The sequence below is a fragment of the Variovorax sp. GW458-11-26-14-LB1 genome (assembly GCF_059423965.1).
The window spans coordinates 19,535-44,695 of record NZ_JBWKYW010000027.1 but is presented as its reverse complement, the minus strand read 5'-3'; the positions used below and the strand labels follow the sequence as shown (position 1 = coordinate 44,695).

The 25,161-nt window shown below is 69.4% G+C and carries 22 protein-coding genes; 9 read left to right on the top strand and 13 right to left on the bottom strand.

Annotation, left to right across the window (positions count from 1 at the left end; all coding sequences use genetic code 11):
• Positions 1–19 precede the first annotated feature (19 nt).
• Positions 20–934: a non-homologous end joining protein Ku gene (gene ku / locus AC07YS_RS18480; protein WP_495268783.1), complete on the top strand. Its 915-nt coding sequence runs from the start codon at positions 20–22 to the stop codon at positions 932–934.
• On the opposite strand, the gene AC07YS_RS18475 is transcribed toward ku, so the two are convergent.
• Entirely contained in the window at positions 935–1,843 is a 909-nt protein-coding gene (locus AC07YS_RS18475; protein WP_495268784.1) for a LysR family transcriptional regulator, read from the bottom strand.
• A gap of 111 nt (positions 1,844–1,954) precedes the next feature.
• Between AC07YS_RS18475 and AC07YS_RS18470 the strand changes: the two genes are divergently transcribed.
• The 4 genes from AC07YS_RS18470 (at position 1,955) to AC07YS_RS18455 (ending at position 5,275) form a co-directional block, all read left to right on the top strand.
• Positions 1,955–3,223, top strand: coding sequence for an SGNH/GDSL hydrolase family protein (locus AC07YS_RS18470; RefSeq protein ID WP_495268785.1), 1,269 nt, complete (start codon positions 1,955–1,957; stop codon positions 3,221–3,223).
• A 78-nt stretch (positions 3,224–3,301) separates the two neighbouring features.
• Positions 3,302–3,538 (top strand): hypothetical protein, encoded by a 237-nt coding sequence (locus AC07YS_RS18465; protein WP_095744954.1) that lies wholly within the window; start codon positions 3,302–3,304, stop codon positions 3,536–3,538.
• Positions 3,539–3,574: 36 nt separating this feature from the next.
• Positions 3,575–4,180 (top strand): RNA 2',3'-cyclic phosphodiesterase, encoded by a 606-nt coding sequence (thpR, locus tag AC07YS_RS18460; RefSeq protein ID WP_495268786.1) that lies wholly within the window; start codon positions 3,575–3,577, stop codon positions 4,178–4,180.
• 78 nt (positions 4,181–4,258) lie between these two features.
• Entirely contained in the window at positions 4,259–5,275 is a 1,017-nt protein-coding gene (locus tag AC07YS_RS18455) for a phosphotransferase enzyme family protein (RefSeq protein WP_495268787.1), read from the top strand.
• 19 nt (positions 5,276–5,294) lie between these two features.
• Here the strand turns inward: AC07YS_RS18455 and AC07YS_RS18450 are convergent, their stop codons facing one another.
• The 4 genes from AC07YS_RS18450 to imuA form a co-directional block, all read right to left on the bottom strand.
• On the bottom strand, positions 5,295–6,221 hold the full coding sequence (locus tag AC07YS_RS18450) for a hypothetical protein (RefSeq protein WP_095744951.1): 927 nt from the start codon (positions 6,219–6,221) through the stop codon (positions 5,295–5,297).
• Positions 6,222–6,291: 70 nt separating this feature from the next.
• Positions 6,292–9,642: an error-prone DNA polymerase gene (locus tag AC07YS_RS18445; protein ID WP_495268788.1), complete on the bottom strand. Its 3,351-nt coding sequence runs from the start codon at positions 9,640–9,642 to the stop codon at positions 6,292–6,294.
• Entirely contained in the window at positions 9,635–10,978 is a 1,344-nt protein-coding gene (locus AC07YS_RS18440; RefSeq protein ID WP_495268789.1) for a Y-family DNA polymerase, read from the bottom strand. Before AC07YS_RS18440 ends, AC07YS_RS18445 begins: the two co-directional genes overlap by 8 nt.
• Positions 10,947–11,744, bottom strand: coding sequence for a translesion DNA synthesis-associated protein ImuA (gene imuA, locus AC07YS_RS18435; protein ID WP_495268790.1), 798 nt, complete (start codon positions 11,742–11,744; stop codon positions 10,947–10,949). Before imuA ends, AC07YS_RS18440 begins: the two co-directional genes overlap by 32 nt.
• Before the next feature lie 111 nt (positions 11,745–11,855).
• On the opposite strand from imuA, the gene AC07YS_RS18430 reads away from it, so the two are divergent.
• Both AC07YS_RS18430 and AC07YS_RS18425 read left to right on the top strand, forming a co-directional pair.
• Entirely contained in the window at positions 11,856–12,983 is a 1,128-nt protein-coding gene (locus AC07YS_RS18430; protein WP_495268791.1) for an ABC transporter substrate-binding protein, read from the top strand.
• Positions 12,984–13,153: 170 nt separating this feature from the next.
• Entirely contained in the window at positions 13,154–13,981 is an 828-nt protein-coding gene (locus AC07YS_RS18425) for an aldo/keto reductase (RefSeq protein WP_495268792.1), read from the top strand.
• Here AC07YS_RS18425 and AC07YS_RS18420 read toward each other — a convergent pair.
• The 7 genes from AC07YS_RS18420 to AC07YS_RS18390 form a co-directional block, all read right to left on the bottom strand.
• On the bottom strand, positions 13,968–14,930 hold the full coding sequence (locus AC07YS_RS18420) for a Bug family tripartite tricarboxylate transporter substrate binding protein (protein ID WP_062475671.1): 963 nt from the start codon (positions 14,928–14,930) through the stop codon (positions 13,968–13,970). The two genes, AC07YS_RS18425 and AC07YS_RS18420, sit on opposite strands and share 14 nt — an antisense overlap.
• A 24-nt stretch (positions 14,931–14,954) precedes the next feature.
• Positions 14,955–16,082 carry a porin gene (locus AC07YS_RS18415; protein ID WP_495268793.1) on the bottom strand — a complete coding sequence of 376 codons (1,128 nt, stop codon included), beginning with the start codon at positions 16,080–16,082 and terminating at the stop codon, positions 14,955–14,957.
• A gap of 114 nt (positions 16,083–16,196) precedes the next feature.
• On the bottom strand, positions 16,197–17,897 hold the full coding sequence (gene ilvD / locus AC07YS_RS18410; protein ID WP_495268794.1) for a dihydroxy-acid dehydratase: 1,701 nt from the start codon (positions 17,895–17,897) through the stop codon (positions 16,197–16,199).
• On the bottom strand, positions 17,894–18,355 hold the full coding sequence (locus AC07YS_RS18405; protein ID WP_495268795.1) for an aconitase X swivel domain-containing protein: 462 nt from the start codon (positions 18,353–18,355) through the stop codon (positions 17,894–17,896). The genes ilvD and AC07YS_RS18405 overlap by 4 nt, the downstream gene beginning before the upstream one ends.
• The gene (locus AC07YS_RS18400; protein WP_495268796.1) at positions 18,352–19,647 is read right to left on the bottom strand and encodes an aconitase X; all 1,296 of its coding nucleotides are present in this window, start codon (positions 19,645–19,647) and stop codon (positions 18,352–18,354) included. The genes AC07YS_RS18405 and AC07YS_RS18400 overlap by 4 nt, the downstream gene beginning before the upstream one ends.
• A 50-nt stretch (positions 19,648–19,697) precedes the next feature.
• Positions 19,698–20,540: an IclR family transcriptional regulator gene (locus AC07YS_RS18395; protein ID WP_062475657.1), complete on the bottom strand. Its 843-nt coding sequence runs from the start codon at positions 20,538–20,540 to the stop codon at positions 19,698–19,700.
• Positions 20,541–20,628: 88 nt separating this feature from the next.
• The gene (locus tag AC07YS_RS18390) at positions 20,629–22,083 is read right to left on the bottom strand and encodes an FAD-dependent oxidoreductase (protein WP_495268797.1); all 1,455 of its coding nucleotides are present in this window, start codon (positions 22,081–22,083) and stop codon (positions 20,629–20,631) included.
• Between the two features lie 166 nt (positions 22,084–22,249).
• Here AC07YS_RS18390 and AC07YS_RS18385 point away from each other — a divergent pair, with 166 nt between their 5' ends.
• Together AC07YS_RS18385 and AC07YS_RS18380 are read left to right on the top strand one after the other, a co-directional pair.
• A complete protein-coding gene (locus tag AC07YS_RS18385; protein WP_495268798.1) occupies positions 22,250–23,245 on the top strand; it encodes a Bug family tripartite tricarboxylate transporter substrate binding protein in 996 nt (331 codons plus the stop codon).
• Positions 23,242–24,246: a Bug family tripartite tricarboxylate transporter substrate binding protein gene (locus AC07YS_RS18380; protein WP_495268799.1), complete on the top strand. Its 1,005-nt coding sequence runs from the start codon at positions 23,242–23,244 to the stop codon at positions 24,244–24,246. The genes AC07YS_RS18385 and AC07YS_RS18380 overlap by 4 nt, the downstream gene beginning before the upstream one ends.
• Positions 24,247–24,262: 16 nt before the next feature.
• Here the strand turns inward: AC07YS_RS18380 and AC07YS_RS18375 are convergent, their stop codons facing one another.
• Positions 24,263–25,141 carry an alpha/beta fold hydrolase gene (locus AC07YS_RS18375; RefSeq protein WP_495268800.1) on the bottom strand — a complete coding sequence of 293 codons (879 nt, stop codon included), beginning with the start codon at positions 25,139–25,141 and terminating at the stop codon, positions 24,263–24,265.
• Between the last annotated feature and the right edge of the window lie 20 nt (positions 25,142–25,161).

Genomic DNA, 25,161 nt, shown 5'->3' with positions numbered 1-25,161 from the left:
ACAAGGAAGGAAGCACACCATGGCCACGAGAACCCTCTGGAAAGGCGCCATCACCTTCGGGCTGGTCCACATCCCGGTGGGCCTGCACACCGCCAGCACCGAACAGGGCATCGACTTCGACTGGCTCGACAAGCGCAGCATGGACCCCGTGGGCTACAAGCGCATCAACAAGCGCACGGGCAAGGAGATCGCGCGCGAGCAGATCGTGAAGGGCTTCGAGTACGAAGACGGCAAGTACGTCGTGATCTCGCCCAAGGAGATCGAGGCCGTCTACCCGCGCACCACGCAGACCATCGAGATCCAGCGCTTTCTCGACGTGGGCGAGATTCCCTTCGTGTACCTGGAGCGCCCCTACTACCTCGCGCCGATCAACAAGGGCCAGAAGGTCTACGCGCTGCTGCGCGAGGTGCTGGTGAAGACCGGCAAGGTCGGGCTGGCCAAGGTGGTGATCGCGACCAAGCAGCACCTGGCGCTGCTGATTCCCTTCGGCAAGGTGCTGGTGCTCAACCTGCTGCGCTGGGGCGACGAGATCAAGGACGCCGACGGGCTCGACCTGCCGGCCGCCGGCATCAAGGGCGCAAAGCTGTCGGCCGCCGAGATGAAGATGGCCGAGCAGCTGGTCGGCGACATGTCGGGTCCGTGGAACCCCGACGAATTCAAGGACGAGTTCAAGCACGCCGTGATGAAGATCGTCGAGAAGAAGGTCAAGGCGGGCGACACGGAGACGGTGGTGCAGCCGGAAGAAGAAGCACCTGAGGGCGGTGCCGAGGTGATCGACCTGACCGAGCTGCTCGCGCGCAGCCTGCGCAGCGGCAAGCGCACGCCGCCTGCGGCGAAGAAACGTGCGGCGAAGTCGACGGCTTCTGCACGCAAGACCGCGCGCAAGCCTGCTGCGGCCAAACGCGCGAAGAGCGTGGCCCGCAAGGCGGCCTGACTAGCGCCGCGGCGCTTTCGCAGCCCCCGGCAGCGCCGCCACGCGCTGCGCCAGGAAGTCGACCAGCACCTGCACGCGCAGCGGCAGCTGCCGGCGCGGCGCGTAGAGCAGGTGCAGCTCCTGCGCCGGCCCCGTGTGCCGCGCGAGCACGCGCACCAGCCGCCCCTGGGCCAGCAGGTCCGCGACCATCCACGTGGGTTGCAGCGACACGCCCGCGCCCGCCAGCACGCTGTCGAGCAGCGCCACGGCGTTGTTGACGCGGTAGCGGCTGCGCACCGGCACGGTCACCGCGCCGTCCGGGCCCGTGAGCAGCACGCCGTCGTCGCCCGCCGCGTAGCGCAGGTAGTCGTGGGCCAGCAGATCGTGCGGCGTGCGCGGCTTGCCGCGTGCGGCCACGTAGTCCGGCGAGGCGACGAGCACGCGCGGCCAGCTGCCCAGGTGGCGCGCGACAAGATCGGGTGGCAGCGCGCCGCCGACGCGCAGCGAGACGTCGATGCGCTCCTCGCGCGGATCGACGAAGCGGTCGTCGAGCACCAGCTCCAGTTCGATGTCGGGGTACAGCCGCAGGAACTCGACCGCCATCGCGTTGAGGTGCCGCTGCCCCAGCGTGACCGGCGCGCTCAGGCGCAGCAGGCCGCGCGGCTGCTGCACCTGGGCGCGCGCGTCGGCCACGGCATCGCCGTAGTCCTCGAGCATGCGGCGCGCGCGTTCGTGAAAGCGCTGGCCCTCTTCCGTGAGGCTCAGGCCGGTGGCTGCGCGCCGCAGCAGCCGCACGCCCAGCGATCGCTCCAGCCCCGCGACCAGCTTGCTCACGGTGGGCTGCGTGGTGTCGAGCGCGCGGGCCGCGCCCGAGAGGCTGCCGAGTTCGACGCTGTGCACGAAGGCGGAGAGTGCGCGAAGGGTGTCCATGGGGTCATTCGAATCAGGAATGCGATGCATGCCATTCTGCCTTCTACCCCTCGCGATTCGAATGGAAGAAAGTTCGTCCATCGACACTTCTTTCACCTGAGGACATTCCACATGACCGCTTCGCGACTCACCACCATCCTGCGCCAGGGCGCACTCGCCCTTTCCCTCGCGGGCGCCGCCACCGCTTCCATGGCCGCGCCCACCCACTGGAGCCCCAGCTGGATGGCCGCCACCCAGCCGCTGTGGGACGAAAGCTTCGTGCTGCCCCTGGGCATTCCCGCCCGCTTCGGGCGGCAGACGCTGCGCCAGGTGGCGCGCCTGAGCATCGGCGGCACGCGGCTGCGCGTGGTGATCAGCAACGAAGGCGGCATCACGCCGCTGCACATCGGCGCGGCGCGCGTGGCCCGCCATGCGAGCGGCTCGGCGGTCGTCGAAGGCACCGACCGCGTGCTGCGCTTCGGTGGCCGCAGCGACGTGACGCTGCCGCCCGGTGCGCGCCTCGTGAGCGACCCAGTCGGCCTGCCGCTGCCCGCGCTGAGCGAGGTGGCCGTGTCGCTCTACCTGCCGGAACCCAGCCAGCCCGCGGGCTTTCACTTCGACGCGCGGCAGACGCTGTACATCGCCGACGGCGACCTGAGCGCCGCCGCGCGGCTGCCGGCCGCCGCCACCTCGTGGAGCACGCGCGTCTACGTGAGCGGGCTGATCGTCGAGACGCCCCAGGCGCCCGTCACCGTCGTCGCGCTGGGCGACTCGATCACGGACGGCAACGGCTCGACGCCCGGCGCCCACACGCGCTGGCCCGACGCGCTGGCCGAGCGGCTCGCGCCGCGCGGCGTGGGCGTGCTCAACGCCGGCATCTCGGGCGGCCGGCTGCTGAAGGACGGCATGGGCCGCGCGGCGCTCGAACGCGCGGGCCGCGACGTGTTCGCGCAACCCGGCGTGCGCGCGATGGTCGTGCTGTTGGGCACCAACGACATCGGCTGGCCCGGCGGTCCCTTTGCGCCGCAGGAACCCGCGGTGCGCGCCGAGACCGTGATCCAGGGCTTTCGCCAGCTGATCGAGATGGCCCACGCCCACAACGTGCGCATCGTGGGCGCGACGATTCCGCCGAATGAACGCGCGCTCGAAGGCACGCCGCTGGCCGGCCACCACTCGCCCGAGAAAGACAAGGTGCGCCAGGCCATCAACCGCTGGATCCGTGAAGGCGGCGCCTTCGATGCGGTGGTCGATGTCGACGCCCTGCTGCGCGACCCGGCCCGGCCTGCGCGGCTGAAGGCCGCCATGGATTCGGGCGACCACCTGCATCCCGGCGACGCCGGCTACCGGGCGATGGCGGCGGCCATCGACCTCGACGCCTTGCTGGGCAACGATCTTCGATAGACTGCAAATATACTGTACATAAATACAGTCTTTTCTCTAGAATGGCTCGTCTCCAAGAACAACATTCGAGGCGACGCCATGACCACCGCCAACCCGCCTGCGCCCTCGGCGCAGGTGCTCTTTTTTTCCTCGCGACAGCATCCGTTGCAGTCGCGTCCGCGCACCACCGGCAAGACAGGCCGGATTTCGAACTGGCCCTTCCGCGTGACGCGGGAGCACGGCCACGACGACAGCAACGAACAGGATGACATCCGCGTTCAGGCGGCGCGCGTCATCCGGACGACGGCCGCGCATTGGTGGCCGCCGGAGCCCTGAACCGCCTTTTCATCCTTCTTCCCCCGGAGAACTGCAATGGACGACTTCAACCGTGGCGATGCGTTTGCGAACGGGCCCGAACCCGACTGGGACTCCCCCGCTTTCGAGAGGCAACGCCACCTTCTCATCGCGCTGTTTCCAGAGCCCGACGTGCAAGCGGCCATCGAAGCGCACCGCAAGGAATGGATCTGGCCCAAGGGCCACTACTTTCCTCGCAGCCCGCGACTGCACCTGACGCTCCACTGCTTCGGAGACCAGCCCAAGGAGGTTGAGAAACGCCTGCGTGAAGCGCTCGCCCAGGTTCGGGTGCGGCCCATGAGCCTGGTGCTGGACAGCTCGCGCACATGGCGCAACGACATCGCGGTGCTGCAGCCCGCCGAGCACGGCGCCTTGCGCACCCTGCATGCGGACATCGGGCGTGCCGTCCAGAAGGCGGGCATCGTCACGGAAACGCCGACGTTCACACCGCACATCACCATCGCCCGCCGCACCGAGGGCGCGGCCTACCCGATGCGCCTGCCGCCGATCCCATGGCGCGTGAGGAAATTCCTGCTCGTGCGCTCGTTCACTTCGCATCCCGTCGAGCACAAGGTGCTGGCGACCTACGAGGCCGACGAAGAAGACAAAGAAGACGCCGTCTGACAAGGGCCGGCCGGCTTTCGTGGCCTTATCGGGTGAGACAATTTTCGGCGCCCATCGAACCCACGCCACGCCCGCCGCATGCTGACACCACCCGATATCGCCCCCGATGCCGTTCAAGCGCGTCTCGCCGAAACCTACGGCCTGCAGGCGACACGCACCGAATTCCTGCCGCTGGGCGCCGACGTCGATTCGGCCGCGTTCCGCATCGAGGCACCGGACGGTCGCGTGCATTTCCTGAAGCTGCGCCGCAGCGGTTTCAATGCCGCCGTGGTCGATGTGCCGGCCTTCCTGCACCACACGCAAGGCATCGACGCCGTGATGGCGCCGATGCCCACGCGCACGCAGCAACTCAGCGTGCAAGACCATGGCTTCAGCTGGGCGCTCTACCCCTTCTTCGACGGCGTCGACGGCTTCACGCGCACGCCGACCGATCGGCAATGGACCTTGCTCGGCACCACGCTGAACGCCATCCACCGCACCGAGCTGCCCGAATCGCTGTTGGCAGGCCTGCCACGCGAAAGCTATTCGCACCACTGGCGCGAAGGCGTGCGCCGCTACCAGCGCCGCTTCATCAACGGCGTGGCGGGCGACGATCTGGTGGCGCGCTTCCTCGCCTTCTGGGACACGCACGACGAAGAGATCGATTCGATCGTCTACCGCAGCGAACAGCTTGCCTCGATCCTGCTCGAGAAGTCGCTGCCGCAGGTGCTGTGCCATGCCGACCTGCACGCGGGCAACGTGCTGCTGGGCGACGACGACCGCCTGTGCATCGTCGACTGGGACACGCTCATCCTCGCGCCGAAGGAGCGCGACCTGATGTTCATCGGCGGCGGGGTCGGCGGCGTGTGGAACCAGCCGCGCGAAGAAGCGCTGTTCTTCCAGGGCTACGGCACGAGCGAGGCGGTCGACACGCTCGCCCTCGCCTACTACCGCCACGAACGCATCGTGCGCGACCTGCTCGAGTTCTGCGACCAGATGTTCGACCCGCAGGCCAGTCGCGAAGACCGCGAGGAAGGCCTGCGCCAGATGGCGAGCCAGTTCGATCCGGGCAACGTGGTCGCCGTCGCGCACCGCGACTACGACGCCATCACCTGAAGCACCTGCAGGGCGCCGCTCAGATCAGCAGATCCTGCGCGTCGTCCTCGAAGCCCGCCACGGGCTGCGCCTTGGCCAGCGCCAGCCACACCGAAAAAGGAATGCGCTCGAAGGCGCGGTGCACCGCGGCACGCGCCACCACGAGGCGCTCGCCCTCGAGCACCATCACGCCGCATTCGGCCGGGATCTCGTCGGGCGACGCGATGCAGCGGCCCTTGGCGTCGTTGCCCAGCACGTACCAGCACTCGCCGCCCAGGTCGAGATAAGCCGCGCGCTTGTCGGGCTTGCGCAGATCGCCCAGCAGGTCGGCGCGGCTGACCTTCACCTCGTGCACGATGGGATGCGCGTAGGCCTCGACGCTGGTGTTGCGAATCGAAAAGACATCGGGCCGCGCCATGCACCAGCGCGGCTTGCCGCCCTCCTCCAGCGGCGGCAGCCGGGCGCGCAGACCCAGGCCGCGCCAGGCGATGCGGCCGCCGCGCGTCATCTCGCGCGCCACGCGCTCCACCAGCGCCTCGTGCGGCGACAGCGCCGCACGGTTGACCGTGAGCGTGGTGGCAATGCGCGCAATGCCCGCGTCGGTCACGCGCAGCGTCTCGTGGCCCAGCGCGCTGCGCACGCGTTCGAGAAAACCGCCCGCGAGCAGCTCGACCTCGATGGTGTCGCAGCAGGGCCAGCCGGCCGAGCGGTAGATCTCGCGCAGGCGCCGTGCGTGCGGCTTGCCGAAGGGCACGGCCGTCTGCAAGGGCGGCGGGTCGCTCACCGGCGGCGGAAAACCGGGGTCCGTCACCGGGGGCATGACCGGCGGCGGATCGCCTTCGGGCGGCAGCACGGGCGGCGGCGGTGGCGGCATGGGCACATCGGGCGCGGGCGGCGGCGGGCCGATCGGCGTGGCGACGACCTCATCGGCAAGGGCAAATCCGGCGGTTGCGGCGAGTGCGGACATGGGAGGAACAGGTTAGCGAAAAGTGAGGGGCGGCGCGAGGCATGGAACGATCGGTTGCATTCGCAATGCCTCAGTGGAAGTCGCGGCTGGTGTTGCTCTGTGCCAGCCGGCCCAGCAGCGGCGTGAGGTCCTTGAAGCCGGTGGCGATCAGGTGCTGCACCTTGCCGCCGCTGTCGTCGTCGCGCTGCCAGGTGCCCTGCACCGCGAGCAGGTGCGACTTGAGCAGCGGCTCGCGCCAGGCCTCGATGACGTGGCTCCACACGATCACGTTGACGTTGCCGGTCTCGTCCTCCAGCGTGACGAAGATGGTGCCGTTGGCAGTGCCGGGCCGCTGCCGGCCCTTGACGATGCCGCAGGCGCGCACGGTCTGGCCGCTGCGCGCGGCGCGCAGCTCCACCGCGCTCAGGAGCCGCATGCGCGCCAGGCGCGGGCGTAGCAGCGCGAGCGGATGGCGGCGCAGCGTAAGGCCCAGCGCCGCGTAGTCGCCGACGATTTCCTCGCCCTCGGGGGCGGCGGGCAGCAGCAGCGCCTGTTCGTGGATCGGCACGCCCTTGAGCAGGGCCGACGAGCGGTGCTGCGCGGTGGCATCCCACACCTGCTGGCGCCGATGGCCCGAGAGCGACATCAGCGCATCGGCCGCCGCGAGCGCGGCCATGTCCTTGCCGTCGAGTTCGGCGCGCAGGGCCAGGTCTTCGGTGCTGGTGAAAGGCGCTTGTGCACGCGCTGCGAGCAGGCGCTTGGCGCCGGCTTCGCTGAGGCTCAGGACCCGGTTCAGGCCCAGCCGCACGGCGGGCTGGTTCTCGTTGCCCAGGCGCTCGGCGTAGCGCGTGTCGGTGCCTGGCGGCATGCGCGGCGCATCGGGTGCGCGGGCCTCGAGCGTGGTGTCGATCTCGCTGCATGTGACGTCGACCGGCCGCACCTCGACCCCATGGCGGCGCGCGTCCTGCACCAGCTGCGAGGGGCTGTAGAAGCCCATCGGCTGCGAGTCGAGCAGTGCAGCGAGGAAGCAGGCGGGTTCGTAGTTCTTGAGCCAGCTGCTGATGGTGACCAGCAGCGCGAAGCTCGCGGCGTGGCTTTCGGGGAAGCCGTAGTCGCCGAAGCCGAGGATCTGCTTGAAGATGGCTTCGGCGAAAGTTTCCTTGTAGTCGTTGGCGGTCATGCCCTTGACCAGCTTGTCGTGGAACTTGCCCAGGCCGCCCTTGCGTTTCCAGGCCGCCATCGCACGGCGCAGCTGGTCGGCTTCGTCGGCAGAGAATCCGGCCGCGATCATCGCGATCTGCATCACCTGCTCCTGGAAGATCGGGATGCCCAAGGTCCGCTCCAAGGCCGGACGGAGTGCTTCCTTTTCATAGGTGATCTCCAAGCCCTTGGCCACCCGCTCGCGCTGCTTGAGGTACGGATGCACCATGCCGCCCTGGATGGGCCCCGGCCGCACGATCGCCACCTCGATCACCAGGTCTTCATAGGTACGCGGCTTCAAGCGCGGCAGCATCGACATCTGCGCCCGGCTCTCGATCTGGAACACGCCGATGGTGTCGGCGTCGCAGATCATGTCGAACACGTTCTGGTCGTCGTTGGGGATGTGGTGCATCTCCATCATCGAGCCCCGCCAGCGGTTCATGTGATCGAGCCCGCGGCGAATCGCACTGAGCATGCCCAGCGCGAGCACGTCGACCTTGAGCATGCCCATGGCTTCGAGGTCGTCTTTCTCCCACTGGATGACGGAGCGGTCTTTCATCGACGCCTTCTCGACCGGCACCAGCCGCGTGAGCCTGGTGTGCGTGAGCACGAAGCCGCCGACGTGCTGGCTCAGGTGGCGCGGAAAGCCCTTGAGCTTTTGCGTGTGCTCGATCCACTGCATCAGCTTGAGCCGGTCTTCCTTCACGCCGACGCGCGCGGCGGCCTTGTCGAGCTGCTCGCCGAGCACGGTGTCGTCGAACCAGTAGTGGTCCTTGGCGAACTCGTCGACCAGCCGCTCGTCGATGCCGATGGCCTTGCCGACGTCGCGCAAGGCGCTGCGCGAGCGGTAGCAGATGACGACGGCGGCGATGGCGGCGCGCTCGCGGCCGTACTTCTCGTAGATGTACTGGATGACCTCTTCGCGCCGCTGGTGCTCGAAGTCGACGTCGATGTCGGGCGGTTCCTTGCGATGGCGGCTCAGGAAGCGCTCGAACAGCAGGTGGCCTTTGTCGGGGTTGATCGCGGTGATGCCGAGGCAGTAGCAGACCGCCGAGTTGGCCGACGAACCGCGGCCCTGGCAGAGGATGTCTTGAGAGCGTGCGAAGCGCACGATGTCTTCCACCGTGAGGAAGAACATCTCGTATTCGAGCTCGGTGATCAGGTCGAGTTCTTTCTGGACCTGTGCACGCACCTTCTCGGGAAGGCCGTCGGGGTAGCGCACCCGCGCGCCTTCCCACGTCTTGCGCACCAGCGTCTGCGCCGCCGTCTCGCTGCTGCCCACGGTCTCCAGCGGGTACTTGTAGGTCTCGCGGATCACCTCGGGATCGAAGCGGCACCGCTGCGCCACCTCCAGCGTGTTCGCCAGCATCGCGGGCAGGTACAGCTCGGCCAGCCGCACCCGCTGGCGCAAGTGCCGCTCGGCGTTCGACTGCAGCGCGAAGCCGCACTCGGCCACCGTGCGGCCTTCGCGCACCGCCGTGAGCACGTCGTGCAGCGGCTTGCGCCCGCGCGCATGCATGTGCACGTCGCCGGCCGCGACCAGCGGCACGCCGGCCTGTTCGCCCGCCTGCATCAGCGTGACGAGCCAGAGGTCGTCGTCGAGTTCATTGAACAGTTCCACGGCCAGCCAGAGGTTGTCGCCGTACAGCGCCCTGGCCGCGGCCAGGTCCTCCTGCACGGTGGCTGCATCCGGCATGCCACCCGGCGGACGGTGCGGTACGAACAGCACCTGGCAGCGCTGCAGCGAGGCCACGTCGCTCGTGTCCCAGTCGACGCGGTACTCGCCCTTGGGCAGCTCGGTGTTGCGCGCGGCGGTGATGAACTCGCAGAGGTTGCCCCAGCCCTCGGTGTCGTTCGCGATCACCACGAGCTTGAAGCGTTCGAAGCGGAACTCGCTGCCGAACAGCAGGCGGAATTCGGGGTGGCGCGGGATCGGCGGCTCGTCCGGGTGCTCGCGCTCGTAGGTGTCCAGCTTGACGGGCAGATCGCGCAACGCGACATGCGCGCGCACGATGCCGGCCACCGAGCATTCGTCGGTGATGGCCAGCGCCGCGTAGCCGAGGTGGTAGGCGCGCTCGACCACCTCTTCGGGCGTCGAGGCGCCGCGCTGGAAGCTGAAGTTCGTGAGGCAGTGCAGCTCGGCATAGCCGGGCAGGCCCGGCGCCGGGCGCAGCCGTTGCGGCAGCACATGCACCTTGGCAGGCTGGCGCTTGCGCTCTTCCTTGCCGCTCAGGTCAGGCATAGAAGCCTTGCAGGTACCAGCGCACCTCGCCCGACGAAAAGCGCGTGGCGGGCCGCTCGCGGAAGATCCACACCAGGCCGGCCTCGGGGCTTTCGGCCACGTAGTAGTCGCGCATCGCGGGCTGGCCGCCGTCTTCCTCGCCGCCCCACCAGCCGGCCTCGACGCGCTGCGGCCCGACCAGCTTGCGCAGCGGCCCGCAGTAGCACGGGCGCTCGCCGTCCATCTCGAGCCGCAAGGGCTCGGGCAGCAGCCAGGGCGGGTAGATCGCATCGGGCTGCGAGGCGGCGTCCTTGCGGGCCTTGTCGGGTGCAGGTGTTTTCTCTTTTTGCAAGGCGGGCCGCCACCGCTGCTGGCGCTCGGGCCGGTGGTCGGCCTGCGCGAGCGGCACCACCACCTGGTCGGCACCGAGCCGCACGCTGAGCCGTTCGACCATCTCGTGCAGCTTGTCGCCCTTGCGGTTGTCTTCCGGCAGGAAGCTGGTGCTGGCGCCGGCCAGCGGATCGGTTTCGAGCGTGCGCAGCTTCAGCCAGCTCGCAGGCGCGGCCAGCGTGGTGAGCGCGAGTTTTTCGGACAGCAGGCGGCGCAGGTGCGCCATGTCCTGCGTGGGCTCGGCCGTGCGCACGGTGAGCTGCTGGTGCGGCGGCAGGGTCACGCCGTTGAGGCGCCGCAGGTCGAGCGTCCACTGCAGCTCGAGCGCACGCGCACCGCGCTGGCGGGCGCGCAGCCAGATCTGCAGCGCCGAGAGCAGGCGGTTGGCCGACCACATGAGTTCGGGCCCGGTCTCGGCCAGCGCGGGCAGTTCGAGCTTCTGCTCGAACACGTCGGGCAGCGTGAGCCAGGCGTGGCTTTCGGGGCGCAGGCCCCAGGCGATGTCGAGCGCCTCGCGCAGCCCGGTGCCGAAGCGCCGCGTGAGACCGCCACGCGGCAAGGCGGCCACCTCGCCCCAGGTGCGGCAGCCCAGGCGCGCGAGCAGATCGAGGTGGCCCTGCGCGGCCGTCAGCGTGTCCAGCGGCAGGCCGGCCGGCACCTCGGCGGGCCGGTGTTCGTTGCGCGCGAACAGGCGCAGCCGCGCCAGCGCGATCAGGCTGGTGGCGCCCTGCGCGCCGCGCATGCGCGCGTCGGGCGCGGGGTTGAGGGCCAGCAGCTGGCGCATCAGCGGCGCGCGACCGCCCCACAGGCGTTCGCAGGCCGAGACCTCGAGCATCAGCGCCTCGTCCTGCCAGGCGACGTGCGGCGTGAACTGCAGCGCCCACCAGCCCAGGGCTTCGGGCGGAGGCATGTCGGGGGCGTCGGCTTCTTCGGACTCAGACGACCACTGCAAGGCGATCCAGTGCATCCGGGCCTCCTTTCCATGCGTCGATGCGCACCACCGTGGCCGACGGCGCGGCGGCCGGTGCCACGGGCGGCTGCAGGCGCAGCTGGCGCCGCACGCGGGCGGCGGCCAGCAGCGCGCTCATGCGGGCGTTGCGCGCCGGCACCCGCACCGGCGCGGCCAGCGGCGGGCCCCGGCGCTTGAGCAGGTGCAGCGCGATCTGCGCCGGGTCGTCCGGGCAGCGCTCGGCGCGCAGGCGCAGACGCGCGGGCGAGGCCGACAGCGCCACCGACTCGGGCCGGCACACGAACAGCAGCACCTCGTGCTGTGCGGCCGCCAGCTGCAGCCGCCGCAGTTCGCCCACGCGGGCCTGCGGCAGCCAGGCGACGACGGCGGCGATCTCGGCGCAGCGCAGCGCCTGCTCGCAGGCCCACAGCCGCGCGGCCGGGGCGTCGCTGCGCACGCACATCAGCGCCTCCACCGGCAGCCCCTGCGCCGCCAGCGCGGTGCCGCAGGGTTCGTAAGGCGCGCCGACCAGCACCACCGGCCCGCCGCGCGCTTCCACGGCCTGCGCCAGCGCGGGCAGCAGCAGGCGCCAGACATGGGCCTCGGGCGTGGCCTGCAGCAGCTCCGTCATCGCGCCCACGGGCCAGCCGCCGCCGGGCAGCTCGGCGTCGAGCGCGGCATGCCCGGTGGTCACGACCTGCGCGTCGGCCAGGCCGAGTTCGTCGGCGTGCCAGACGCCGCGGCCCGCGGCGGTGGAAAAGGAGTCGAGGAAAGGGAGGCCCATGATTGCAGTTGTTAACTGTATTTTTATACAGTATTTCCCAGGTCGCAACCAGCGATCGATTTACGTGCGAAGGCCCGCGCCTTAAGATCGGTTTATTAACAATTAGTGACCATGAGACACAAAAAGATTCACCTGCGGCTTCTGGCCTTCGCCGCGCTCGTCTTCGCAGGGGTGCCCGCCTCGGCCCAGCCCGCCAAGCCGCTCCTGATCGGCCAGACCTACGTGCAGACCGGCCCGCTCGCGTCGCTGTCGACCGAGCCGCTGGTGGGCATCCGTGCCATGTTCACCGCGCTGAACGCGAGCGGCGGCGTCAACGGCCGGCCGGTCGAGCTGCGCCAGCTCGACGACGCCTACGACCCCGCCAAGGGCGCCGAGAACGTCAAGACCTTCGCACGCGACGGCGCCATCGGCGTGCTGATGCCCATCGGCACCTCGTCGGCGGTCGGCGCGCTGAAGGCGGCCAACGAGCTGAAGATTCCCGTCGTCGGCCCGTACACGGGCGCGGGCCCGGTGGTGAAGTTCAGCGAGTTCGGTTTTCCGGTGCGCATCAGCTTCGACGAGGAATACAGCCGCATCGTGAACCACCTGTTCACCATCGGCCTGTCGCGCATCGCCTTCGCGCACAACGACAACCCCGGCGCGCGCTCGGCGATGGAGAGCACGCAGAAGTTCATTGCCGAACGCGGCGACAAGATGGTCGGCAGCGTGGCCATCAAGAACGACGGCTCCGACGCGGCCGAGCGCGCCGCCGAGCTGGCCAAGCTCAAGCCCAAGGCCGTGGTGCTGTCGGCCACCAACGACGTGGCGGCGAAGTTCATCGCGGCCTACCGCGCGACCGGCGGCGAGACGGCGTTCTATTCGTTCTCGTTCCTGAATGGGCAAAAGCTGTTCCAGGACATCAGGAAGGACGCGGCCGGCGTGGTCATCTCGCAGGTCGTGCCCTACCCGTGGAACAGCGCGATGCCGGTGATTGCCGAGTACCAGGCGGCGATGAAGAAGATCGGCATGACCGAGTTCAGCTACGCCAGCCTGGAGGGCTACGTCACGGCCAAGGTCATGGTCGAAGGCCTGAAGCGCGCGGGCGCCAATCCCACGCCCGAGTCGCTGCAGAAGGGCCTGGAGTCATTCAAGACGCTCGACCTCGGTGGCATCGCCGTGTCGTACCGGCCCGGCGAGCACCGCGGGCTGACCTTCTCCGAGCTGTCGATGCTCAAGGCCGACGGGCGCTACCTGCGCTGAGCCCTTCCGCCCGCCGGCATGGCGGGCGCAGAATTTCGTTCGTGACGACGCCCCTCACGAACGCACACCCTTACGCCCTCACGCGCGCCCGGTTGCTCCGACTGGGCGCAGCCCTGTGCGCGGGTGTCGCGCTCCCCTCCTTCGCCCAGCAGCCACCCCGCAGGCCCGCGATGCAGATGACCACCCGCCCCATTCCCTCCACGAAGGAAGCCCTGCCGGTCGTCGGCTGCGGCACCTGGATCGGCTTCGACCAGCGCCCCGGCACCGACGAATACGGGCGCCTGCCCGGCGTGCTCGACGCGCTCTTCGCGGCCGGCGGCACGGTGATCGACAGCTCGCCGATGTACGGCCGCTCCGAGGAAACCACCGGCGAACTGCTGGCCGCCGCGAAGCCGGGCGCCAAACCCTTCCTCGCCACCAAGGTCTGGACCTCGGGCCGCGAAGCCGGCATCGCGCAGATGGAGCAATCGTTCGCGCGGCTGCGCACGAAAGAGATCGACCTGATGCAGGTGCACAACCTCGTCGACTGGCGCACCCACCTCGCCACGCTGCGCGGCTGGAGGGAGAAAGGCCGCGTGCGCTACATCGGCATCACCCACTACACCGCCTCGGCCTACGACGAGGTCGAAGCGGTGCTGCGCGCCGAGAAGCTCGACTTCCTGCAGATCAACTACTCGCTCGATGCACGCGATGCCGAGCAGCGCCTGCTGCCGCTCGCGGCCGAGCGCGGCGTGGCGGTGATCGTCAACATGCCCTTCGGCGGCGGTGGCCTGCTGCGCCGCCTGCGCGACAAGCCGCTGCCCGCCTGGGCCGGCGAGATCGGCTGCACGAGCTGGGCGCAGGTGCTGCTGAAGTTCGTGCTGAGCCACCCGGCCGTGACCTGCACGATCCCGGGCACGGGCCGCGCGGAGCACATGGCCGACAACGCCGCGGCCGGCGCCGGCACCTTCCCCGATGCCGCCTTCTGGCGCCGCGAGGCCTCTTCTATTCGAACTTGACGTTGTGCTCCCGCACGGTCGCGCCGAAGGCGTCGTACTGCGTGCGGAAGAACTCGGCGAACTTCGCGGGGCTCATGCCGTAGCCCTCGAAGCCCTGCTGCACCAGTTGCGCATGCACGTCGGGCCGCTTGAGCGTGTTTTGCAGTTCCTGCGAGAGCCTGTCGGTGATCTCCTTCGGCAGCCCCGGCGGCCCGAAGAAGCCGGCCCAGGGCGTGATCGTGAGCTTGCCCAGCCCCAGCTCGCCGCCCGTCGGCACATCGGGCAGCAGGCCGCTGCGCTGCGGCAGCAGCGTGACCAGCGCGCGGATGCGTCCCTCCTTCACGAAGCCTGGCGCCAGCGTGCCGGTGGTGAACATCATCTGGATCTGCCCGCCCAGCAGGTCGGTCATGGCCTGCATGTCGCCCTTGTAGCGCGCGTTGACCACCTTGCGCTCGCCCAGCAACTGCAGCATCGCAAGCTCCGAGGCGCTGTTGCTCGAGGCCGAGTTGAGCGCGCCGGGCTTCGACGCCACGAGCGCCAGCAGCTCGTTCACGCTTTTCACCGGCAAGCTCGACGGCACCACGAGGAACATCGAGAACTGCCCCGCCGAGCTGATCGGCGTGAAGGCCTTGAACGGGTCGTAGGGCGAGGTCGGCCGCAGCGTGGGCGCGGCGACCATCGCGGTGTTGGTGCCCATCAGCAGCGTGTAGCCATCGGGCTTGGCCGACGAGGTGGCCTGCGCCGCGAGCACGCCGTCGGCGCCGGGTCGGTTCTCCACGATCACCTGCTGGCCGAGCTGTTTCGACAGCCCCTCCGCGATGATGCGCGTGAGCGAATCGGCACCGCCGCCCGCGGCGAAGCCGACGATCAGCTTCAGCGGCTTGTTCGGGTACGCGTCGGCGCTCCAGGCCGCCGCGCCGGGCAGTGCCGTGGCGGCGAGGGCCGCGAGAGTCAGGGTTCTGCGTCGCATGAAAGCCTCCTTGTTCAAGAAAGTTCAGAAGAGGTGCCGCACGCCGAACTCCCAGCCCGACGAGCGCATCCCGCCCGCCGGCGCGCTGCCGCCGCTCACCACGTAGCGCGCCTGCCCGCTGTTCATCAGCCGCGCGTAGGTGCCGTACAGCGCGGTGCGCCGGGAGAGGTTGTGCACGTAGCCGATGCCGAACTGGCGCGCGTCGTCGCGGTTGCGCGGCATGCCGTTGGCGTTGCGCAGGCTTTCGTCGCTGCGGTCGTCCAGGTAGGCGTAGCTCACGCGGATGCGCCCGACCTCGAAGGCCGGGATGTGCGCACCGATCTCGACGGTGTTCTTGCGCACCGCGCCGGCTGCGAGCTTCACCGTCACCTTGTTGTAGAGCGCGAAGAACTTCGCGAAGCCCGCGTCCCACGAGCCGCCGATGTTGGCGTGCGTGTAGTTGCCGATGGTGGAGGTGGCGTTGAAGTGCGAGCGCGTCACGGCCGCCGCGATGTCGAACGCGCCCGAGGCGAAGCCGAAGCGCGCGCCGCCGAAGTTGCCGTCGTCGCGGTTCGGCGCGGTGGAGTTGTTTTCGCCGGTGCCGATCATCGCCATGCCGTAGAAGCCGCCCAGCTTGGCCGGCAGCCAGTAGCTCACCGTGTTGCTGCCGGTGATGGCCGTGGGCAGCGGCCCGGTGCCCGCGCCCGCGAAGGTGAGGTTGCCCGCGCGCGCCACGCCGTTGGCGTTGAAGGGGTCGAAGTAGATGCTGTTGTAGTGCGTGGGAATGAAGTCGTGGCCCAGCCGCACTTCGCCCAGCGCATCGTGCGACAGGCTCACGAAGGACATGCGGTCGAAGGTGATCGGTCCCGCCGGGCCCGCGCCGCTCGTCTGGTTGTTGGTGTTGCTCGGCCGGCCGGTGCCCAGGTCGGGGTTCAGGCTGCCTTCGAGCCAGAAGCCTGCGCGCAGCCCCCCGCCCAGGTCTTCGGTGCCGCGAAAGCCGATGCGGCTGGTCGAGAGACCGCCGTTCGACAGCGCCTTGACCGAGCCGCCGCCCTCGCCCTTCGTGTACTGGACGCCGAGGTCCATCACGCCGAACACGGTGACGCTGGATTGCGCGTGCGCCGCGCCGCTGCTGGCCAGGCCGATGGCCGACCACATCAAAAGTCTCTTCATGGTTTCTTGTCTCCTGCTCTTTTTTGGGTTGAAAACTTGGATCGCGCGCAGGGCTGCGCCACCGGGTGCGCACGGGGGTGCGCACCGGTTGGCGAAGGCCGGGGTGAAAAAGGTCTAGCTGGCGGGCTGTGGCCGCTCCGTGCGCACGAGCACGGCGCCCTTGGACAGCGGGCTCACGTTGCGCCGGTACTGCTGCAGCCAGCCGGTATCGAAGGCCGGCGGCGGCGCCTGCCAGTCGGCGCGGCGCGCGGCAAGTTCGACGTCGGTCAAGGCGATGTCGAGGCGGCGCGCGTCCAGGTCGATGGTGATCACGTCGCCATCGCGCACCAACCCGAGCGGACCGCCCAGTGCCGCCTCGGGCGACACCTCGGCCACCACGAGCCCCTTGCAGACCAGGCCCGAGAGATGCCCGTCGGTCAGCAGCGCGACCTGGTCGCCGAGCCCCGCGCCATCGACCGCGAAGACCACGCGCGATGCGCCACCGCCCATGGCCGGCCCGCCGCACGCGCCGGCGCCGCGCATCACGACCACCTGGCCGGGGACGATCTCGTGGTTCTTGATCGCGGCGATGGCAGCGTCCGAAGTCCAGAAGCACACGGCCGGCCCGGTGAAGCGCCGCACCTTGCGCTCGGCGATGCCGGTCTTGATGAGGCCCGACTCGGGCGCGAGGTTGCCGCGCAAGAGCACGATGGCCGGCAGCGGCGCGACCGGGCGGTCGATGGGGCGGATCACCTCGGCGTCCCTCACTTCGGCGTGGCGCAGGTTGTCGGCGACGGTGCCGCCGGTCACCGTGAGCGCGCCCGTGTCGACCAAGGGCGCGAGCTGTTTCATCAGCGCACGGCAGCCGCCCGCCGCCTCGAAGGCCTCGATCGAATGCTCGCCGATGGGCCGCACGCCGGCCAGCACCGGCGTCGTCGGGCCGAGGTTTTCGAAGAGGTCGTACACGTCGACGCCGCACTCGCCTTCGGTCGATATCGCCTGCAGGTGCTTGGCCGTGTTGAGCGAGCCGCCGACGGAGAGCACCGCGCGCACCGCGTTGGCGAAGGCGCCGGCCGAGAGGATGTCGCGCGGCTTCAGGTCGTCCAGCACCATCTGCACGATGCGCGTGCCGGCCGCGCGCACGTCGTCCATCATCTTCGGGCTCAGCGCGGCGACCGGCGCGCTGCCGGGCAAGGCCATGCCGAGCGCTTCGCAGACGATGTGCATCGAGTTGGCCGTGCCCAGGCCCGAGCACACGCCCGGCCCACGGATCGCCTCGCGGCTCATGCCCACGAGTTCTTCCACCGGCAGGTGGCCGGTGACCGCGTGCATCGCGCCGATGAACACCTCCTCGATGTCCATGTGCTTGCCGCGGTACTCGCCGCTGGGCTGGTAGCCGCAGGGCACGAGCAAGGTCGGGATGTTGAGCCGCGCGGCCGCCATGAGCTGCCCCGGCACCGTCTTGTCGCACGAGGTGAGGCAGACCATGCCGTCGAGCTGCGCGCCTTCGACCGCGACCTCGATGTCGTTGGTCACGAGGTCGCGCGCGCCGAGCATGTAGGCGCCGCGCGCGCCCGCGCCGGTGATGAAGTCGCTGGGCGCGGCCGTGCGGATCTCGAACGGCACGCCGCCCGCCGCCCGGATCGCCGCCTTGATTTCCGCCGCCACCTTGTCGAGGTGGCTGAAGCACGCGGCCAGCTCCGAGGAGCTGTTGACGATGGCGATCTTGGGCTTCTCGCAATCCTCTTCGGGGATGCCGAGCGCGCGCCAGTGCGCATTGCGCACCGACCAGAGGTAGGAGCCGCGCGGGAAGTTGCTGCGCAGGGGGCGGGTCATGAACGGTCTCCGGTTTTGTCGTTGTTCTTCCTGGTGATCTCGATCACGCCGCGGTCGGCGTCCACGCGCACCCAGTCGCCGGTCTCTATGCATGCGAGCGGGTCGCGCTCGAAGTCGGTCATCGAGGGCGAGTGCGTCACCACGGCGCCGAGCGCCATCTTGGTCGTCATCTCGTTGAACAGGAACGCCGCGGGCGCGGAGTTCATGAGCCGCGTCATGTGGAACATCGCGGACCAGCCCGACGAGCCCTTGGCGCCCGGGAACACCAGCACCTTGCCGGCGAAGCTCTGGCCGCGCAGTTCGTGCCGCGTCTCGATGACGGTGCCGGTGCGCGGGTCGATACCGCCCCAGCCCGAGATGCGGTCGCGCGTGACCAGCGCCTCGCCTTCGGCCACGCCGCCGACCACCTTGCGGCCGCGGATCACGATGGTTTGTTCGGTGATGACTGCGGCGCTCATGCGTAGGCTCCGTTCCAGCGACCGGTGCAGGCCGCATCGACGCATTCGGCCGTGCTGCCGAACCACGCCTGCACGCCGAGGATGGCGGGGAGGTAGTGCGCCTGCTTGGCCGAATCGAGCGCCACGGTCTTCGTGCCCTTGGGCACGGCGCGGCTCATGGCCGAGCAGCTGTCGGTCATGAGGATGCCGCCCGCGTCTTCGATGATCTTCGTGTAGCCGTTGCGGTCGGCCAGCGACTTGATGGCGCGCGGCGTGAAGATCCACAGCTCGCAATCGGGGTGCACGTGGCGCCCTTCGATGAGCTGCGCGGCCTCCCAGATCTGCTCGATGGTGTAGTGCGGGCAGCCGAGCATCACGTACTGGACTTCGCTGTCCTTGCCGGTGACGTTGATCTTTTCGTAGGTCGCGCGGCGCTCGGCCTCGCCGTAGCGCAGCACCTCGATGGGCGCCTTGCCGCCGAGCGCCTGCGCCAGCGTCAGCGCCTCGGGCGTGACGCCGGCGATGTGGTACATCTCCACGCCGCCCGAGGACGAGGCGGCCGCGCCGAAATGCTTGAGCCGCGGCAGGTTCGGCACGCGGCCGATGCCGCGCCGGCTGTGCACCACCGGCACACGCTCCTGCACGTGCTCGCCGATGTAGTAGCCGAGCAGGCCCCAGTCCTGCACCGACTCGACCTCGATGTCCAGCTCGATCACATGCGTCGCGCGGCGGTTCTCTTCGAGGTGGTAGCCCCAGTAGGGAATGCGCCCGGTGAGCATCGCCGCGCCCGTGCTCTCGCGGCCCTCGGTGTTGGTGCGCGCACCGAGCACCGAGTTGCAATACACCACCGCCGACGATTCCATCCACGCGCAGTGCTCGCCGCGCGTCGGGATGTTGCCCACCTGGTAGGGCGTGCAGGTGTTCATGATCTGCGCGCCGAGGCCGGCCGCATGGCGCTCGCTCCTGTTGTAGAACTGGACGATCTCCTCGCTCACGCCCATGCGCTCGGGCTGGCCGGGGTCGAAGCCCAATTGCAGGTGGCTCGTGAAGACCTTGAACTTCGGGATCTCGACGGTCTCCTGGCTGTCGAGGCTGAATTCGGAGAACACCGCGTCCATGCCGCCGCCCTTGGCGAGCGCGAAGTCGCGCTGAAAGGGCGTGGTCGAGGTGATGGTGGCGCAGACGTTGCGCGTCTCGACCAGTCGCTCGGCGCCGAGGGCTTCGCCGTAGCGCATCAGCAGGTCCATCGCCTTCTGCACGGCCGGTCCGTCGCGGCCGTCGTACATGGCTTTTTCTTCATCGCTCAGGTGCATGACCTGTGTCTCCGTTCTTCTATCGTGGGGAAGGGTCCCCGGCCGGGCGGCTAACCCGGCGAGGGTGAAGGCACGTGGCCGCCGATGTCGCGCGCAATGGTGAGCGCGATGTCGTGCAGGCGCGGTGCGAGTTCGTTGCGCAATCTGTCTTCGGTGAACACGAAGGCGGCGCCGCCGCCGTTGAGCGCCATCACCTCGCCGTCGGGGCCGATGAGCGGCACCGACACCGAGTTGATCTCGCGGTGGAATTCGCCCAGCGAGAGGCAGTAGCCCAGCCGCTTGGCTTCGCCGATGGCGCGCGTCATGGGCGCGGCGATGCCGTCCCACTCGGGGCCGCGCAGCAGGCGCATCGAATCGACCAGCTGGTTGCGCTGCGCATCGGGCAGCGCCGAGAGGTACGCGCGGCCTAGCGCCGAGTTCGGCAGCGGTGCGCGCGAGCCCACGTCCAGCCGCGCCGAGAGCATCGACGAGCGCGGACGGCAGGCCTCGATCAGCACCATCTCCATGCCGTCGCGCACCGCGAGGTAGACCGAAGCGCCCACCTCCTCCGCCATCGCCTGCATGCTGGGCCGCGCAGCGGCGCGCACATCGAGGCTGCCGAGGAACACGCGCGAGAGCGACACCACGCCCGGCCCGAGCATGAAGCGGTCGGGCGCCTGCGCGGGCTTGAGCATGCCCAGCGAGAGCAGCGTCGCGACCAGCCGGTTGACCGTGGGACGCGGAATGCCGGTGATGCGCGCAACGTCGGCGTGGCCGAGCACCGGGCGGTCTTCGCTGAAGCAGCGCAGCACCGAGATGCCGCGCTCCAGCGCGCTCACGGTGTCGGAACGTTCGCCGCGCGAATCGGACGCATCGGCCGCGGAAAGAGAGCTGTCGTTTTTATCGGTGGACATGGAAGGACCCTTTGAACGCTTTGCAAGACTCTGCAATGTAGAGGCTCGCGAAAGGAGGTCGGCCGGGTTCATGGCAAAAAGGGCCGGGTCAGGCGCTGGCTTCAGCCGCGCCGGAGGTCGCGCCCTGCCCGCCTTCAGCCCCGGCCCGCAGGTACACGCCCTGCGCCAGCAGCGCGGACTGCAGCGCGCCGACATCGACGAAGCGCGGCGCGATGCCGCCCTGCGACGCCAGCGCCGCCGCCACGCCCGCGGCCTGGCCCGTGATCCAGCACTGCGGAATCTCGCGCATGAAGCCGTGCGAGTTGCGATCGCACGAGATGTGGCGCCCGCAGGCCACGAGGCCGTCGAGCTGCTGCGGCACCAGCGCGCCATAGGGGATGGAGATGTTCGGGAATTTCGGCGACACCGCGGGCGTCACGCCGATCTCGTCCGCCAGCGCCACGCCGTCGGGCCACTGGCTGCGCAGCACCGCGCCCACGCCGGTGAGGCGCCGCGCATGGCGCACGCCGATCTGCGGCGCGCTCAGCATCAGGTAGGCGTCCTCGAAGCCGGGCGCGTGCGCCTTGAAGTAGTCGAGGTGCGCGGCCATGGCGCGGTGGGAGCGCACTTCGACGGCCGTGAGGTCGTCCACGTCGAGCGCCGAGTAGCCCGACTGGCGCGGCCCCATGAAGAGCGCCACGTCGTTGCGCCACGAGACGAAGGGCCGCTCGAAGAGGCCGAGCTGCTCGCGTCCGCGCGCCATGAAGCCGGCGAAGGCCTCGGGCTGGCCGGCCTTGAAGTCGATCCAGCGGTTCATGTCCACGCCGCCGAAGAGCCACGAGGTGTTCATGCAGTGGTGCACGTCGGCCTCTTCGATGTCGTTCACGTAGGCGGCGCCGGCGCGGGCGAACAGGTCGCCGTCGCCGGTGGCGTCGACCACCACGTCGGCCATGATGGCCATGCGGCCTTCCTTGCTCTCGAAGACCACGCCCTTGACGGCGCCGTCCTGCACGATCGGAATGGCGGCCCACGAGTGGTAGATGAGCTTGACCTTGCGCTCCAGCACGATCTCCTGCGAAAGCAGCTTCAGGCGCTCGGGGTCGATGGTGGGCGACCAGGTGACGATGCCGTGGTAGGCGGCCGTGCGCTGCGACCAGTGCGCGGCCTTGGCCACGTCCTGCGAGCCCCAGTCCGCGCGTTGCGGGCCGGCGATGGCGTCGGCGGGCAGGCGGTCGAACAGTTCTTCGGCGAAGCCGCGGATCACCAGCTTGCCTTCCCAGTCGGTCATGCGGTCGATCCAGATCACGAGGCCACCGGTCGACAAGCCGCCCAGGTGGTTGTAGCGCTCGAGCAGCGCCACGTCGGCACCCGCGCGGGCCGCGGCAGCGGCTGCGGCGGTGCCCGACGGGCCGCCGCCGACCACCAGCACGCCGCAGCGGTGATAGACCGGGATGTTCTTGCCGGGCTCGGCCCAGCTGCCGTGGTCAGGGCGCTTGACGCGGCTGTCGCGGTCGAAGATGTCGGAGGACAGGATGCGCTCGTCGGTGCGGACGACAGTTTTCATGAGATGGGTGTCCTGGATTGGCTGTTTCGTCGTATTTTGATTTCAATGTTCATTTTGTCAAACACAAAAGCCGAGAAAAGGCCTTTATTCGGGGTATTCCCTAGTTAATATGGATTTTTATGATTTTCTAAATCAATATCAGGAGAACATTCCAACGGAGACATCGATGAAGAAACTCAACGGCACCCGCCGTGCATTCGGCACGGCGCTCGGCGCCGCAGCTTTGCTGGGCCTGGCGCCGCTCGCGTTCGCGCAGGACTTTCCGGCGCGCAACAAACCGATCCGCATCGTCGTGGGCTTCACCGCCGGCGGCGGCACCGACGCGCAGGCGCGCATCGTGGCGCAGAAGCTCGGCGAGGTGCTGGGCACCAGCGTGATCGTCGACAACAAGCCCGGCGCGAGCACCATGCTCGCGGCCAACGAGGTGTCGCGCGCCTTGCCCGACGGCTACACGCTGCTGTACGCGCCCTCGTCCACGATGGCGCAGAACCCGCACACCTTCGCGCAGGTGCCCTACGACCCGTTCAAGGACTTCACCGCCATCTCGATGGGCGGGCGCGGACCGCTGGTGCTGTCGGTCAGCACCTCGGTGCCGGCCCACAACGTGAAGGAACTCGTGGCCTACGTGAAGGCGAATCCCGGCAAGGTGAGCTACGCCTCGTTCGGCGCGGGCACCTCGTCGCACATCTACGGCGAGGCCTTCGTGAAGAAGACCGGCGTCGATGCGGTGCACATCCCCTACAAGGGCGGCTCGGACGCGGCCAAAGACCTGATCGGTGGGCGCGTGCAGTACATGTTCGACTCGGCCTCGTCGGCCATCATCACCTCGGCCACGGGCAAGGTGAAGGTGCTGGCCATCGCGGCGAACGCGCGCATCCCGGCGCTGCCCGACGTGCCCACCTTCGCCGAACAAGGCTACGCCGGGCTGGACCTGCCGAGCTGGCTCGGCTTCTACGGGCCGGCGCGCATGCCGGCGCCGGTGGTCGCCAGGCTCAACGCGGCGCTCACGCAGGTGCTCGCGATGCCGCAGGTGCGCGAGTTCTATCGCACGGGCGGCTACGAAGCCGGTGCGACGACGCCGGAAGAATTCGCCGGCATCACGCGCACGACCTACGAGCGCTGGGGCGCGATGGTGCAGCAGGTAGGCTTGGCCAAGCAATGAGCCTTTCTTCCTTCATCACCCGACGCAGCGCGGCCGCGTGGCTTGCGCTGGGCGCGATCGCCTTGCCGCTGTCTTCATTCGCGACCTCACCCGCGGACTTTCCGGTCAAGGGCCGCAGCATCCGCATCGTGCTCGGCCTGGCGGCGGGCGGCGCGTCCGACGCGCAGGCGCGCTTCGTCGCCAACAAGCTCGGCGAGGCGCTGCAGACGCCGGTCATCGTGGAGAACCGCCCGGGCGCGAGCTTCATCCTCGCGACCGAGGAAGTGATCCGAGCGGCGCCCGATGGCTACACCTTCATGTACGCGCCCTCTTCCGTGGTCGCGCAGAACCCGCAGACGCTGGCACAGGTGCGCTACGACCCGTTCAAGGACTTGACGCCCATCTCGCTCGGCGCGCGCGGCCCGCTGGTGCTGACGGTGCACGCGAGCGTGCCGGCGCGCAACGTGCAGGAGCTGGTGGCGTACATCAAGGCCAACCCGGGAAAGATGAGCTACGCCTCGTTCGGCTCCGGCACCTCGTCGCACATCTACGGCGAGGTCTTCGCGCGGCAGGCCGGGCTCGACGTCGTGCACGTGCCTTACAAGGGCGGTGCCGATGCGGCGAAGGACTTCCTCGCGGGCCGCGTGCAGTACTACTTCGACGCGGCGCCCAACGCCATCCAGAACACGGCCACCGGCAAGGTGCGCATGCTCGCGGTGGCGGCGCCGAAACGCAGCGCGATGCTGCCCGATGTGCCCACGATGAGCGAGCAAGGCGTGAGCGGCGTCGACATGGCGAGCTGGCTCGGCTTCTACGGCCCGGCGCGCATGCCGGCGCCGGTGGTCGCCAAGCTCAATGCCGCGCTGGCGCAGGTGCTGGCGATGCCGGCCACGCGCGACTTCTTCCGCCAGGGTGCGTACGAAGCCGAATCGTCGACCCCGCAGCAGTTGGCCGACCTGACGCGCACGACCTACGACCAGTGGGCCGAGACCATCCGCAAGCTCGGCCTCACGAAGCAGTAACCGGTCGCGGCGACGTTCAGCCGAAGAACTTCAGCAGCCGCGCATTGGTCTCGTCGGCGCGTTCGTACTGCACCCAGTGCCCCGCGCCGTCGATCACCACGCCTTCGCGGCTAGGACCTTCGCTGGCCAGTTGCGCCACCAGCGGACGCGAATCGGCGGTGACGTCGAACTCGCCCCACAGCAGCAGCGTCGGCACACCCAGCGCGTCGATCGCGGCCTGCAGTCCGCCCGAGAGCGACACCTCCTTGCTGCGAAAGCGCGTGCCATGGCACGAGAGGTCGTGGATCTCGAAGGCCAGCGGATCGATGGCGGCCGGCGCGTGCAGCATCAGCGCGCCCAGGTTGTGCATGAGCGCGGCGCGTTCGGTCTCGCGGTCGGGGGCGGCGCGCCAGTTGATCATCTCGACCGTCATGCGGCGCAAGGTGCCGTGGCCGCCGCTGCCCATCAGCGCCAGCCGGCGGATCGCGCCGCGCCGCACCGCGAAGCGCGCAGCGGTAAGCCCGCCGAACGAGAAGCCGCCCAGGTCGATGGGCGTGCCGGCGCCGATGAGCGCATCGAGCGTGCCGCCGAGCGCGGCCAGGAGCGGCACCAGCGCGTCTTCGCCGGGCGCCACGCGCGGCAGCGCATCGGAATCGTGAAAGCCGGGCATGTCGGGCAGGAGCAGCGTGCGCTGCGCCGACAGCGCCTCGGCGTTGCGCAGCCAGTGCATCCAGCTGCCGTGGCCGCCGTGCAGCAGCACGATGGGCGGCTTCGTCGTGTCGGTGCCGAAGCGGCGCCAGCGCACGCGCACGCCGTCGTGCACCAGGTCGTGCGAGGTGGACAGGGCTTCGATGCGGGCGATCTGGCGCCGGGCTTCGGCGGATTCGTCGGGGGTGGGCAGAGCGGGCGTGGGCATGGCTTCATTCTGCCGCGCGG

Coding starts and splice junctions, on each gene's coding strand:
- ku (WP_495268783.1), top strand. CDS start 20: ATGGCCACGAGAACCCTCTGGAAAGGCGCCATCACCTTCGGGCTGGTC.
- AC07YS_RS18475 (WP_495268784.1), bottom strand. CDS start 1,843: ATGGACACCCTTCGCGCACTCTCCGCCTTCGTGCACAGCGTCGAACTC.
- AC07YS_RS18470 (WP_495268785.1), top strand. CDS start 1,955: ATGACCGCTTCGCGACTCACCACCATCCTGCGCCAGGGCGCACTCGCC.
- AC07YS_RS18465 (WP_095744954.1), top strand. CDS start 3,302: ATGACCACCGCCAACCCGCCTGCGCCCTCGGCGCAGGTGCTCTTTTTT.
- thpR (WP_495268786.1), top strand. CDS start 3,575: ATGGACGACTTCAACCGTGGCGATGCGTTTGCGAACGGGCCCGAACCC.
- AC07YS_RS18455 (WP_495268787.1), top strand. CDS start 4,259: ATGCTGACACCACCCGATATCGCCCCCGATGCCGTTCAAGCGCGTCTC.
- AC07YS_RS18450 (WP_095744951.1), bottom strand. CDS start 6,221: ATGTCCGCACTCGCCGCAACCGCCGGATTTGCCCTTGCCGATGAGGTC.
- AC07YS_RS18445 (WP_495268788.1), bottom strand. CDS start 9,642: ATGCCTGACCTGAGCGGCAAGGAAGAGCGCAAGCGCCAGCCTGCCAAG.
- AC07YS_RS18440 (WP_495268789.1), bottom strand. CDS start 10,978: ATGCACTGGATCGCCTTGCAGTGGTCGTCTGAGTCCGAAGAAGCCGAC.
- imuA (WP_495268790.1), bottom strand. CDS start 11,744: ATGGGCCTCCCTTTCCTCGACTCCTTTTCCACCGCCGCGGGCCGCGGC.
- AC07YS_RS18430 (WP_495268791.1), top strand. CDS start 11,856: ATGAGACACAAAAAGATTCACCTGCGGCTTCTGGCCTTCGCCGCGCTC.
- AC07YS_RS18425 (WP_495268792.1), top strand. CDS start 13,154: ATGCAGATGACCACCCGCCCCATTCCCTCCACGAAGGAAGCCCTGCCG.
- AC07YS_RS18420 (WP_062475671.1), bottom strand. CDS start 14,930: ATGCGACGCAGAACCCTGACTCTCGCGGCCCTCGCCGCCACGGCACTG.
- AC07YS_RS18415 (WP_495268793.1), bottom strand. CDS start 16,082: ATGAAGAGACTTTTGATGTGGTCGGCCATCGGCCTGGCCAGCAGCGGC.
- ilvD (WP_495268794.1), bottom strand. CDS start 17,897: ATGACCCGCCCCCTGCGCAGCAACTTCCCGCGCGGCTCCTACCTCTGG.
- AC07YS_RS18405 (WP_495268795.1), bottom strand. CDS start 18,355: ATGAGCGCCGCAGTCATCACCGAACAAACCATCGTGATCCGCGGCCGC.
- AC07YS_RS18400 (WP_495268796.1), bottom strand. CDS start 19,647: ATGCACCTGAGCGATGAAGAAAAAGCCATGTACGACGGCCGCGACGGA.
- AC07YS_RS18395 (WP_062475657.1), bottom strand. CDS start 20,540: ATGTCCACCGATAAAAACGACAGCTCTCTTTCCGCGGCCGATGCGTCC.
- AC07YS_RS18390 (WP_495268797.1), bottom strand. CDS start 22,083: ATGAAAACTGTCGTCCGCACCGACGAGCGCATCCTGTCCTCCGACATC.
- AC07YS_RS18385 (WP_495268798.1), top strand. CDS start 22,250: ATGAAGAAACTCAACGGCACCCGCCGTGCATTCGGCACGGCGCTCGGC.
- AC07YS_RS18380 (WP_495268799.1), top strand. CDS start 23,242: ATGAGCCTTTCTTCCTTCATCACCCGACGCAGCGCGGCCGCGTGGCTT.
- AC07YS_RS18375 (WP_495268800.1), bottom strand. CDS start 25,141: ATGCCCACGCCCGCTCTGCCCACCCCCGACGAATCCGCCGAAGCCCGG.